This is a genomic window from Nocardia sp. NPDC059177 (genome assembly GCF_042755165.1).
Classification (GTDB): Bacteria; Actinomycetota; Actinomycetes; order Mycobacteriales; family Mycobacteriaceae; genus Nocardia.
Genome location: NZ_JBHZBX010000019.1, coordinates 107711 through 119658 on the forward strand (window position 1 = coordinate 107711; position 11948 = coordinate 119658).

At 68.8% G+C, this 11948-nt stretch carries 12 protein-coding genes and 1 tRNA gene; 5 read left to right on the plus strand and 8 right to left on the minus strand.

Going from position 1 to position 11948, the window contains the following annotated elements; genetic code table 11:
- The first annotated feature begins 38 nt into the window (after positions 1 to 38).
- Together aztA and ACFXK0_RS22610 are read left to right on the plus strand one after the other, a co-directional pair.
- Complete coding sequence (gene aztA / locus ACFXK0_RS22605) at positions 39 to 707, plus strand: zinc ABC transporter ATP-binding protein AztA (protein ID WP_379412632.1); 669 nt, start codon at positions 39 to 41, stop codon at positions 705 to 707.
- Positions 708 to 750: 43 nt separating this feature from the next.
- Entirely contained in the window at positions 751 to 1107 is a 357-nt protein-coding gene (locus tag ACFXK0_RS22610) for an iron chaperone (protein ID WP_379412634.1), read from the plus strand.
- Position 1108: 1 nt separating this feature from the next.
- Here ACFXK0_RS22610 and ACFXK0_RS22615 read toward each other — a convergent pair whose 3' ends face one another.
- From ACFXK0_RS22615 to ACFXK0_RS22625, 3 genes are all read right to left on the minus strand, one after another.
- Positions 1109 to 2239, minus strand: a complete 1131-nt coding sequence (locus ACFXK0_RS22615; protein ID WP_379412635.1) for an NDMA-dependent alcohol dehydrogenase — start codon at positions 2237 to 2239, stop codon at positions 1109 to 1111.
- 107 nt (positions 2240 to 2346) lie between these two features.
- A complete protein-coding gene (locus ACFXK0_RS22620) occupies positions 2347 to 2871 on the minus strand; it encodes a DinB family protein (protein WP_379412637.1) in 525 nt (174 codons plus the stop codon).
- A 70-nt stretch (positions 2872 to 2941) separates the two neighbouring features.
- Positions 2942 to 4006, minus strand: coding sequence for a phosphotransferase family protein (locus tag ACFXK0_RS22625; RefSeq protein WP_379412675.1), 1065 nt, complete (start codon positions 4004 to 4006; stop codon positions 2942 to 2944).
- A gap of 49 nt (positions 4007 to 4055) precedes the next feature.
- On the opposite strand from ACFXK0_RS22625, the gene pabB reads away from it, so the two are divergent.
- Positions 4056 to 6122, plus strand: coding sequence for an aminodeoxychorismate synthase component I (gene pabB, locus ACFXK0_RS22630; RefSeq protein ID WP_379412638.1), 2067 nt, complete (start codon positions 4056 to 4058; stop codon positions 6120 to 6122).
- Between the two features lie 37 nt (positions 6123 to 6159).
- Here pabB and ACFXK0_RS22635 read toward each other — a convergent pair whose 3' ends face one another.
- A complete protein-coding gene (locus ACFXK0_RS22635) occupies positions 6160 to 6654 on the minus strand; it encodes a hypothetical protein (protein WP_379412639.1) in 495 nt (164 codons plus the stop codon).
- A gap of 190 nt (positions 6655 to 6844) precedes the next feature.
- Here ACFXK0_RS22635 and ACFXK0_RS22640 point away from each other — a divergent pair, with 190 nt between their 5' ends.
- Positions 6845 to 8611 (plus strand): TerD family protein, encoded by a 1767-nt coding sequence (locus tag ACFXK0_RS22640; protein ID WP_379412640.1) that lies wholly within the window; start codon positions 6845 to 6847, stop codon positions 8609 to 8611.
- Here the strand turns inward: ACFXK0_RS22640 and ACFXK0_RS22645 are convergent.
- Entirely contained in the window at positions 8608 to 8898 is a 291-nt protein-coding gene (locus ACFXK0_RS22645) for a hypothetical protein (protein ID WP_379412642.1), read from the minus strand. The genes ACFXK0_RS22640 and ACFXK0_RS22645 overlap by 4 nt on opposite strands.
- A gap of 157 nt (positions 8899 to 9055) precedes the next feature.
- On the opposite strand from ACFXK0_RS22645, the gene ACFXK0_RS22650 reads away from it, so the two are divergent.
- On the plus strand, positions 9056 to 9328 hold the full coding sequence (locus ACFXK0_RS22650; protein ID WP_336083413.1) for a hypothetical protein: 273 nt from the start codon (positions 9056 to 9058) through the stop codon (positions 9326 to 9328).
- Positions 9329 to 9492: 164 nt separating this feature from the next.
- On the opposite strand, the gene ACFXK0_RS22655 is transcribed toward ACFXK0_RS22650, so the two are convergent.
- The 3 genes from ACFXK0_RS22655 to ACFXK0_RS22665 all read right to left on the minus strand — a co-directional run bounded on the left by ACFXK0_RS22655 (position 9493) and on the right by ACFXK0_RS22665 (position 11641).
- Positions 9493 to 9981, minus strand: a complete 489-nt coding sequence (locus tag ACFXK0_RS22655) for an FBP domain-containing protein (protein WP_379412643.1) — start codon at positions 9979 to 9981, stop codon at positions 9493 to 9495.
- Between the two features lie 93 nt (positions 9982 to 10074).
- Positions 10075 to 11316: a VWA domain-containing protein gene (locus ACFXK0_RS22660; protein ID WP_379412644.1), complete on the minus strand. Its 1242-nt coding sequence runs from the start codon at positions 11314 to 11316 to the stop codon at positions 10075 to 10077.
- A 251-nt stretch (positions 11317 to 11567) separates the two neighbouring features.
- Positions 11568 to 11641 (minus strand) — tRNA-Ile (locus tag ACFXK0_RS22665).
- Positions 11642 to 11948: the final 307 nt, after the last annotated feature.

Consider the following 11948-nt stretch of genomic DNA (forward strand, 5'->3'; position numbering starts at 1 on the left):
GATATACTGAAAACGATTATCGTTTCAATTGAGGTGAGATGCAACACACAGCGATCAGAATCGACCGGCTGACGGCGGGCTATGCCGAGAACACCGTGCTGCACGAGCTGTCGGCGACGGTTCCGCGCGGGCGGATCACCGCGATCGTCGGCCCCAACGGCTCGGGGAAATCGACCCTGCTCGGCGTCCTCGCCGGGACCGTGGCGGCCAGGTCGGGCACGGTCGAGCGCACCACCACGCGCCGACCGGCGATCGTGGTGCAGCACACCGCGATTCCGTCGACCCTGCCGATCACCGTGCGGGACGCGGTGGCGATGGGACGGTGGGCGCATCGGGGTCCGTGGCGGCGGCTCACGCGCGCGGACCGGGCGCTCGCGCAGCGCTGCCTGGAACGCATGGATCTGACCGAGCTGGCGACCCGGCGGCTCGACTCCCTCTCGGGCGGTCAACGGCAACGGACGCTGCTCGCCCAGGCGCTGGCCCAGGAATCGGATCTGCTGCTGCTCGACGAACCGGCGACCGGACTGGACACGGCCTCACAGGCGAGGATCTCGGAGGTGCTCGACGAGGTCGCCGCGACCGGCGTCACCATCGTGGCGGCCACCCACGACCGCGTGGAGGCGGGCCGCGCGGCACACTGCCTGCTCCTGCGCGACGGCCGGGCGGTCGCCGCGGGTCTGCCGGAAGACGTCCTGGTCAGCGCCTAGAATCGGCGGTACTCACGCCCGCGCAAGCCGAGGAGATGTGACGATGGCAGCCAAACCCGAATCGGTCGAGGCCTATCTCGCCGGGCAACCGGAGCAGGCGCGCGCCGTACTCGAACAGATCCGCGAGACGATCCATCGCGCGGTGCCCGGATCGGGCGAGACGATCAGCTACGCAATGCCAACCGCCACGGTGGACGGCCGGGGCTTCATCACCTTCGCGGGCTGGAAGGCGCATGTGAGCCTGTACCCGATCCCCGACGGGGACGAAGCGCTCGGGCATGCGCTGGCCCCGTACATCTCGGGGCGGGGAACACTGAAATTCCCGCTCGGCGAACCGATTCCGTACGACCTGATCGGGCAGGTCGCGGTCCGGCTCGCCGAGCGGGCACAGGGTCGCTGACTTACCAGTCGGCTTCGGTGTAGCGGATGATGCCGCGGATGTTCTTGCCGTCGAGCATGTCCTGGTAGCCCTGGTTGATCTCCTCCAGCGAGTAGCTGCGGGTGACCATGTCGTCCAGGTTGAGCTGGCCCGCCTTGTAGAGCGAGAGCAGGCGCGGCGCGTCCTGGCGGGCGTTGCCGCCACCGAAGATGCAGCCCTTGACCGTCTTCTGCAGCATCGACAGCAGGAAGCTGTTCATCTTCACGTCGCCGGAGTCCATGCGGCCCATCGAGGTGACGACCAGGGTGCCCGCCTTGGCGGTGAGGATCAGGCCCTCTTCGACGTAGTCGCCGTGCATCTCGCCCATGGTGAGGATGACCTTCTCGGCCATCCGGCCCTCGGTCGCGTCCATCAGCGGCATGATCGCGGCGGCCATGCTCTCGTAGGTGTGGGTGGCGCCGAACTTCTGCGCCTGCTCCCGCTTCCACGGATTCGGGTCGATGGCGACGACCTTCGACGCGCCGGAGAGCACCGCGCCCTGCAGCGCGCTCATGCCGACGCCGCCGATACCGGCGATCACCACGGTCTCACCCGGCTGCACCTCGGCGACGTGGGTCGAGGAGCCGAAACCGGTCGGCACGCCACAGCCGACGAGGCACGCGACCTCGAAGGGGATGGTCGGGTCGATCTTCACGACCGAGGTGTGGTGCACGGTCATGTAGGGCGCGAAGGTGCCGAGCAGGCACATCGGGATGACGTTCTCGCCGCGCGCCTGGATGCGGTAGGTGCCGTCGGAGATCGCCTGGCCCATCAGCAGGCCGGCGCCCAGGTCGCACAGGGCCATGTGCCCGGCCACGCACGCGGGGCAGCGGCCGCAGGCCGGGATGAACGAGAGGATGACGTGGTCGCCCACCGCCAGGTCGCTCGGACAGTTCGGGCCCAGCTTGGTGATGACACCCGCGCCCTCGTGCCCACCCATCACGGGGTAGCCCGGCATCGGCGTCGCGCCGGTGACGATGTGATGGTCGGAGTGGCACATGCCCGCCGTTTCCATCCGGATCTGCACTTCACCGGCGACGGGGTCGCCGACCTCGATCTCCTCCACCGACCACGGCTGGTCGGTGCCCCACAGGATCGCGCCCTTCGTCTTCATGTTCCGCCTCGACCTCTCGCCAAGCTGATGCCTCGTAGTGACTGCACTCACCCTAACGAAGTTTCGGCCAAATCTGTAACACGTTCTAGAAAGAATTCGGATTTTCTCTATCCGCGCACGTCGTGGACGTGATGCTCGAGGTCGTGGAGGAAGTACCGGGCCAGCGAGGTCACCGTGAACTGCGCGCCGTCGCTGCGTGCGCCCCGCCGGTCGAGGTGCTCGGCGGGCACCGCGGCGAAGGCGGCGCCGACCCGGTCGGCGGCGACCGACAGTTCCTGGGCGACCCGTGCCGGGTCCTGTTCACCGTAGCGTTCGGCGACCGCCGTCGCGTCCTGATCCCAGTTCTCGAACCGCGGAATCCCGGGGCCGTCGGCGGCCAGGATCACGCCGAGCCGGGTGACGAAGATCCGGCAGACATCACGCACGTGGGCGCCGTATTCGAGCGCCGACCAGGTGGCGTCGTCGGGGCGCACGCGCACATCGTCGCGTTCGAGGGCAGCGCCGAGGCGGGCGGCACCGGCGAGGGCACGCTCGGGGACCGCCGCGTAGGCGACGGTCGCCGCGTCGAATCCGCACGCCGAGCAGGGGCGTTCGAGGACCCAGGTCCAGTCCTTGGTGTCGGGAACGATCATGCTGCCAGCCTAGGATGTCCGCATCTTGTGATCCATCAAGATTCTGCCAAGATGCGGCGAGATCCGGGCATCACTCGGCCAGCTGCCGCGCCTTCTCGAACAGTTCCAGGGTCACCGCGTGCAGGAAGTCACCGATCCGCACCGGCGCCTTGCCAGCGAACGCCCGCGCGTGCGTGCCCTCCAGCACGATGCCCAGCTTGAAGCAGGCCAGCACGGTGTACCAGGGCACCGCGCTCAGGTCGCGCTCGGAGAACTTCGCGTAGTGCTCGACCATCTCCGCGGTGGACGGCAGCCCGCCGAGGGTGCCGAGCTTGCCCATCATGGCGGCGGCGGTCATGCCCGGTTCGGGGCGGGTCGCCAGCTGCCAGCCGAGGTCGAGCAGCGGATCGCCGATGGTCGACATCTCCCAGTCGACCATGGCCGCCACCTGCGGGCTGTCGTAGTCGAACATCATGTTGGCCAGGTGACAGTCACCGTGCATGATGCCCGGCGTCCACTCGGTCGGGCGATGGCGCTCGAGCCAGTCGCCGATCCACTCCACGCCGGGAATCCGCGGGCCGGGATAGCCCTGGTTGGCGGAGTAGGAGTCGAGTTCGCGCAGCCAGCGCGGCACCTGCCGTTCGAGGAAGCCCTCGGGGTGTCCGTAGTCGGCCAGGCCGAGCGCCTGGTAGTCGAGCATGCCGAGACGGGCGATGGCCTCGACCGCGGACAGGCCCATCTGCCTGCGGATCTCGGGGTCACCGGCGTGCAGGGCGGGCATCTCGGTCTGCGGGTTGAAGCCGTCGATCGGCTCCATCAGATAGAACACCGCGCCGATCACCGTGTCGTCGTCGCAGGCGGCGATCACCCGCGGCGCGCGGATCTCGGTCTCGGCGAGCGCGCCGAGCAGACGCGATTCACGACCGATCACCTCATTGCTCTTGGCGCGCAGATGCTTGGGGCCGCGGCGCAGCACGTACTCGCGCCCGCCCCGGGTGAAGCGCAACATGATGTTCTGGGTGCCGCCGCCGAGCGCGGTGACCGCGCCGAAGGCGCCGCTGGGCAGGCCGCGTTCGTCCATCCATCGACCGATCGCCGCGAAATCGGCGATGCTCTGGTCGACGTCGACCGGTTGCGAAACAGACATGGCGATCATTGTGCCCGAGCAGGCCCGGCCGCGGGTCCGGCGTAGGGTTTCTGACACGATGCGCACGCTCTTGATCGACAACTACGACTCGTTCACCTACAACCTCTATCAGCTGATCAGCGAGGTCAACGGGAGCGAGCCGACCGTCGTGCGCAACGACGAGGCCGGCGATCCGGCCGCGCTGGCACTGGAGCGTTTCGACAATGTGGTGATCTCCCCCGGCCCCGGCCGTCCCGACCGGGTCCGCGATATGGGGATCTCGACGCAGGTGATCGCCGAGACCGAGTTGCCGCTGCTCGGCGTGTGTCTCGGGCACCAGGGCATCGTCGTCGGCGCGGGTGGGTCGGTCGGCCGGGCGCCGCGGGCCCGGCACGGCTACCTCGACCGGGTCGCGCACGACGATCTCGACCTGTTCGCCGGGCTACCGCAGGATTTCACGGTGGTGCGCTATCACTCGCTGGCCGCCCAGCGGATACCGGACGCACTCGAGGTGACCGCGTCGACCAGCGACGGCGTGATCATGGGTGTGCGGCACCGGGACCGGCCGCAGTGGGGTGTGCAGTTCCATCCGGAGTCGGTCTCGAGTGAATTCGGTGCGGCACTGCTGCGCAATTTCGCCGACCTGACCAAGGCGCGGACCCGGGTGGCCGCGCCGATCGTCGTCCAGGGTCCCGCGGCGGCCGCCGAACAACCCGCGCCCGAGCAGCGATTCCTGGTGCGGCAGCACATCATCGAACGGGCCGTCGACACCGAGGCGATCTTCCTGCGCCGCTACGCCGGCTCGTCGACCGCGTTCTGGCTCGACAGCGAGCACGTCGAACCCGGGCTGGACCGGTTCTCGTTCCTCGGCGATGCCGCAGGTCCGCACGCCGAGATCGTCGGGTACCGGGTCGGTGACGGCGCCGTCACCGTGACGGACGCCGCGGGCAGCCGCGCGGTCCCCGGGACCGTCCTGGACTATCTCGACGGCGAACTGCGGCGCAGGCACTGCGAGACCCCGCCGCTGCCCTTCGATTTCGCCGGTGGTTACGTCGGCTATCTCGGCTACGAGGTGAAGGCCGACTGTGGCGCGCGGGCCGCGCACCGCTCCCTGACTCCCGACGCGCAGTGGATCTTCGCCGACCGGCTGATCGTCGTCGATCACGAAGCCGGCCGCACCCACCTGCTCGCCCTGACCACCGGCGACACCGCCGGCGATGCCGAACAGTGGCTCGCCGAGACCGCTGCCGCGCTGGCCGACCTGCCGACCTGGGCCAATCCGGCGGATCTGCACGTGCCCGCCGATCCGGATGCCGTGCAGGCGGACCTGATCCGTGGCCGGGAGCGATATCTGGCCGACATCGCGGTCTGCCAGGAACGCCTGCACGCGGGCGAGTCCTACGAGATCTGCCTGACCGACGCGGTGGCCGTCGCCGCGAGTCCCGGCGACGGGCTCGCCCTGTATCGTCGGCTGCGCCGCTGCAATCCCGCGCCGTATGCCGCCTACCTGCGGTTCGACGGGCTCGATGTGGCGTGCTCGTCCCCCGAGCGCTTCCTCAAGATCGACCGGGACCGGGTGGTGGAGAGCAAACCGATCAAGGGCACCGCACCGCGCGGGCGCACCGTCGCCGAGGACGAACACCTGCGGCTGGCCCTGGCCGACGACCCCAAGACCCGCGCCGAGAACCTGATGATCGTGGACCTGTTGCGCAACGATCTGGGCCGCGTCTGCGAGGTCGGCTCGGTGCACGTGCCCGAGCTGATGGCCACCGAAACCTATTCCACGCTGCACCAATTGGTCTCCACCGTGCGCGGCACCCTGCGCCCCGGCGCGGGCGTGATCGACTGCCTGCGCGCCTGCTTCCCCGGCGGTTCGATGACCGGCGCCCCCAAGCTGCGCACCATGGAGATCCTCGACGAACTGGAAACCCAGGCGCGCGGTATCTATTCGGGCACCATCGGTTTCCTCGGCCTCGGCGGCACCGCGGACCTCAATATCGTCATCCGCACCGCCGTCCGCTGGGACGACGAGTGGCGCATCGGCGCGGGCGGCGCGATCGTCCTCGATTCCGACCCCGAGGACGAGTTCGCCGAAATGGTGCTCAAGGCCGCGGCCACCTTCCGGGCGTTGACGCCCGCGGACTGAGCCCGCACCCACCTGCCCGGATCGGCGTCCCGGCCCGTCAGCGACGCGACCGGGAACGTGGGGGCGGGTCCGGTTCCGGCGGTGAGTCCTCACCCCCACGCCCCGTGATCCGCCCGAGCAGCCCGACCCCCGGCAGCTTCGCCAGCGCCCCGAACAGGTCCTCCCCGAGCGAGATCATCGCCTCCAGCCGTGGCAGCAACCGGTCATAGGTCGAGAACACCGGGTCGGCCAGCGCCAACGTCCGATCCAGCCGGTCGATCGTGCTGTTGAGCCGATCCACCGCGATCGACAAGTTCTCGACCAGATCCGGCAACTGCGCGGCCAGCTGCGCCGAAGCAGGCGGCAACCGCACCGCCGCGTCGAACGCGTACCCCGCCGTCTGCTGCGCCGCATCGATAGCCTGCCCCGCCGCCGTCTGCGCCGCCCCCACCGCAGCCTGCGCCGCCGACAGCAGATCGGCCCCCGGCACCTTCCGCCCCTGCGCCTGCGGCACCGGCTCCCCACCGCGCCCCCGCTTCTTCGGGTTCGTCATCCCCCCACTGTGCCGCACCCACCCCACCCACGCCGCGAACCACTCCGAAGCCACAGGCGTCACTACCTAAGACCGCAGCCTCCCGCACTCCCGACCCCGCACATCGACGGGACCCAAGAGGGGCGCGAACCTCGAGCGCGCCAGCGCTCCAACAAACCCTGTCGGTGAGGCGTGGCATCATGCGGGGACCATGGAAATCCGTAAGGGCGCGCATGCGCCGGTGCCGACATCGCTTCTCGCCGTGGTTCTTTCATGGCGCTCGGCGCATGCTGTCGACGCGCATGCGCTGCTGGTCGGCGAGTCGGGGGTGGTGCGGGGTGATCGGGATTTCGTCTTCTTCAACGCACCGCGCCATGCGTCGCAGGCGGTGACGCTGGATCAGGAGCCTGCGCCGGGGACCGCGCGGTTGAGTGTGTCGTTGCCGCGGACCGAGGCGGAGGTGGCGCGGATCGTGGTGAGCGCGTCGCTGGACGAGGGCAGTTTCGATCAGCTGGCCGAGTTGACGTTGACCGTGCACGCCGCCGACGGTCCGGTCGTCGAGTATGTGCTGGACGGGATCGAGTGTGTGCAGGCCTTGATGTTCGGCGAGTTCTATCGCCGGGACGGGCAGTGGCGGTTCCGGGCGATCGGGCAGGGCTGGGCGGGTGGGTTGCGCGGGCTGGCGACCGAGTTCGGGGTGACGGTGGACGAGCCGTCGGCCGGTCGGCAGGTCCGCCCCCGAGAGGCAGAGCAGTCACGCGACCGGGTGGTTCCGGCTGGGATCGAGCCGGTGCACGCGGCCGAGCGGTCCGGTGCTGCCGGTGCGGACCGGCGCCCGGCCGCGTCGGCGCCGTCGGGCCGGGCGCCCGCGCTCACCCGCCGGGTCATCGATGTTCCGCCGCCACCGCCGCGTGATCCGGAGCTGGCCGATTGGCATCCCGATCCGGAGAGTCCGGGCCTGCTGCGCTGGTGGGACGGCGACGAGTGGACGACGACCACCCGGCCGCACTACGACGACCACCGCGTCCGCTGTGCGCGCTGTGGCCAGGTGCTGCGGCGCAAGCTGTTCGGTGGCGGGCACGGTCCGTGCAGGAGCTGCGCGGACGAGGTCGAGGAGTTCCTCACGCATTGGCGCACGCGGGCCCGGCGGGTGCTGGCCGGTCCCGGTACCGGGTCGCAGGAGTGGATCGAGGTCTGGGCGGCGTTGCGGTTCCAGCGCATCGATTCCGAGCGCGGGCGCACGGTGTTGCGGGCGGACGGGCTGCGTCAGGTGGAGCGGATGGTCGCGTTCGCCTTCGCCGACGGTGAGGTGCTGGCCGAGGAACTCGATGCCTTCGAGCATGTGGTGAGCGAGCTGGCACTGTCGGGCGAGGTCATCGACGATCTGCGCCGCCGGATGCATCGCGGTCGCACCCTGTCGCGGCTGCGCGGGGGCGAACTGCCCACCATCGATACTCCCGGCCTGCATCTGGACCCCGAGGAGCGGGTGTATCTCGACCTGCCCGCGGTGCACATCCGCATGCTCGCGCGCGGTCCGCGCAATACCGAGGGCCGGTTGATCGCCAGTTCCAAGAAGCTGCGTTTCGTCGGTGACGGCACCGGTATCGAACTGCCGTGGACCCGGGTGGTGTCGGTGCATCCCGAGCACGGCACCGTGGTGCTGGCCGCGACCTCGGCGCGGGGCGGCGCGACCTTCGGTGTCACCGATCCCGATTACGTGGCCGCGGCGCTGGAAGGCGCGTTGCGGGTGGCCAAGCGCCTGGTCCTGACGCCCGGCCAGCTCGACAGCCGCAGCATTCCCCAGGACGTGAAGGCCCAGGTGTGGCAACGCGACGGCGGGGTGTGTGTGGAGTGCGGCGACGGGCACTACCTGGAGTTCGACCACATCATCCCGCTCAGTCGCGGCGGGGCGACCAGTGCGGCGAATCTGCAGATCCTGTGCCGGGCCTGTAATCGCGTGAAGGGCGCCCGGATCTAGCCGAGGATGGCGCTCATGATCGTGCCGCCGCTGGTGGCGACGACGCCGCCGATCATGGCGCCGGCGATCATCTTCGGCGATTCCATCGCGCTGCCGTTCCACTTCTCCCAGGCGAACTTTCCGCCGGCGACGGTGATGGCGAGCACGCCCGACAGGATCATGAACCAGGTCAGGTACTGGACCATCTGCATGATCTTGTCCGACAGCGGCGGTGCCTCCGGTGTGGGATTGCCGACCTGCGCGAACGTCGTGACGGTGTCGGCCATCGACGTCAGAATGATGCTCATAGCCTGCTCCCCTTGGTCGCGTGATGCGAACTGCGTTCCAGCACTGCCGTATTCGAACAGTTCCAGGATACGGGCCCGCACCCCCGGCACACCAATAAAACCGATACCATCGGCTCAGCAGTTGGCCGCCGTTCCCCGAGTCACCAAGTGAGCAGACATGATCCTTGCCGTCGTCACCGATACCTTGGCGCAGATCGGCAATCCGACTCCCGAGGCGCCTCCGATGTCGGAGAAGATCCTGCAGCTGGTGCGTTACTTCACCTGGTTCATTCTGCTCTCGGGTGTGATCGCCATCACGTACGCGGGCGGAAAGTTCGCCTGGGAGAAGTGGACCGGCGGCGGCCTCGAGTCGCCGAAGATGATCGCGGGCGCGATGATCGGCGGCGCCGTGGCCACCAGTGCGGGCACCATCATGAACGCGATGCTCTAGTTCCTGTCCGCTCGGGACGGTCCGGCTGATCCGGGCCGCCTCGACCGGCGAGGAATCGACCCGAGTCCTGTTGTCGGTCAACAGAACCCGGGTCGTCCGGGGTGCTCGATCTCGAGTGTCGGCACATGGCAGCTACCTCCTGTCTCGTCATGGGAATCGCGGGCTCAGCTGTAGAGCCGGTCCACGAACGCGTTCAGGTTGTCCCGGACGCGCTGCGCCTTCTCCTCCGGTGTCAGGTCCTCGCGGTAGCGGCTGCCCATCGCGGGCCGCTTCTTGTTGCGGGCGTACAGCGAGCAGGCCAGATCGGTGCAGATCAGGGTGCCGACGGTGTTGCCGCGCCTGCCTGAGTCACCGGCCTTGGCCGCGGTCATCAGCGAGACGCCGCCGCCGGAGTGGGTGGTCAGGCAGATCGTGCACATCTGGGTCTTGCCCGAACCGCCCGTCTCGTGCCGCAGCGCGATGCTGACCAGCTCGTCGCCGCGCGGGACCGTCAGATAGCAGCGGCCCGCGTAGGACGGGTCGGTCCAGCCGAGGAAGTCGAGGTCGTCCCACGGCCGGTCGGCCAGGTCGCGTGGCACGTTGAGGCGTTTGGCGTCACCTTTCGAACAGTTGACGAACGACGACCTGATGTCGCGCTCGGTGAGGGGTTGCATGGTGGTGTCCTTTCGATGTGTGCGGTACACAAACGGTAGACACGCTAACGACACACCCCGAGGCTGACAACCGGGTTTTCCTTCCTTCGGCAGTCAGCTCCGGACGATCCCCGCGCTGCGGGCGGCGCGCAGCCAGTCGGGGAATTCGCCGAGCAGGCGGCGATAGAGTTCGGCGTCGTCGACCCGGTCGATGTCGTCGAGGGCGAAGAAGCCGGCATTGTCGACGACCCGTCCGTCGAGTTCGTCCAGCGTCCGCAGCACGCCGAAGTTGGCCTTGCCCAGCCCGATGAACTGCCAGAACGCGGGCAGGTGCGCCGCTTCGCGCATGAGCGCGGCGATCTCGCGCCGCTTGGCGAAGCCGCCGTCGGTGAAGAACAGCACCAGGGTCGGGGCCGCGCTGCCCGCCAGGGTGTCGATGACCGCGCGCATGATCGGCAGCTCGTCGTTGCGGCCACCGAGCCGGTCGTAGTCGATGCCGTCATGGGTGCCGGTCAGGTGCAGGTAGGTCTGCGCCCACTGCTCGCCGCCGGCCACCGTGATGTCGGGCAGTTTCGCGAAGGACAGCGCGTAGAGGTAGGCCTCGAGGGTGCCGTCGTCGTCGAGCTGGGTGGCGACCGGGATCATCCGTTCCACCACCCGGTGCACGGTGCCGCCGCGGTAGAGCTTCTGCATGCTGCCGGTCTTGTCGATCACCAGCACGACCCGTGCCCTGGTGCCGAAGGCGCTCTTTTCGATCAGAACCTTGGCGACTTCACGTTTGCGCAGGTCCAGGCGCTGCCGCTTGTCGAACGACAAGGCCGCCTCGCCTGGCACGGTGCGTACGTCCGGCTGCGCGATGGCCGCCGGTTCGTCGTCGACGGTGACGCCGTGATCGGTCACCAGCTCGGCGAACCCACCCGCGTACCCCTGCCCGACCGCGCGCACCTTCCACTGCTCACCCCGGCGATACAGCTCCAGCGCGATCACCACCGATTCGCGATCCAGCCCCTCGATCACGTACTCGTACAACACATTTCCCGCACGATCGGCCACCGTCGCGACCGGTGCCGCCGCACCACCGAAGGTTTCCCCGTCGGTCGAGGCGGTGATCACCGCCCGGATCTGCGCGATCTTCGCCGGCACCGCCCCCGGCGAAACCTCCAGCGCCGCACCGTTCCACCGCACGCCCGGCGCCTGCGGCTGATTGAAGAACACGAAGTCGGCATCCGAGCGCACCGTGCCCGCCGCGGTCACCAGCAGCGCCGACAGATCCGCCGCCACCCCGCCACGAACCGCCAGCACCACCTCCCCCGGCTCGAGACCCGCGTTCTGCCCCTTCACCAGCACAGCAGCCACCGTCTCCCCGTCCTCTCACACCGCGTTCGGCCGAATCCCCCACACCCTAGAGCCATCCATGCCCGCGTGGGGGCCGACCGCGATTCCTTGGCATCACCTGGCAGATCCAGGTACCGGAAACTCCACCGAACCGCCTGCGCGGGCGGGCGACAGCGGCCGAAGGATTGGCCGACAATCCGTCGGTGCATTATGCCGGTGTGGATCAACGCGACTCTAGCTTGACAGCATTTCCGCAGTTCAAGAGGGGAAGGTGGGGCGGGTGGGGCTCGAACCCACGACCAGCGGATTATGAGTCCGCGGCTCTAACCGACTGAGCTACCGCCCCTGGCCGCGGGAGTCCGCGGGCGTGTCGGATGGTACCCGGTGGGGTGTCGGGTTGACCAGTTGCGGGGGATGTGGAACGGCGATCGGTGTCGTGGGGACGACACCGATCGCCGGGTGGTGGGTGAACCGGGGTGGCCGGTCAAGCCTTGTCGACCTTCTCGCGTGGAGATCGCGCAGTGCGGTCGCGTCGTTCCATCGAACCCCCGGGGTTGCTGGCCACCTTGATCACTCCGAAGACCAGCAACAGGACAGCCGCTATCACGGCGATGACAATTATTCCCTGCACACAATGAACTTAACGTGTATTC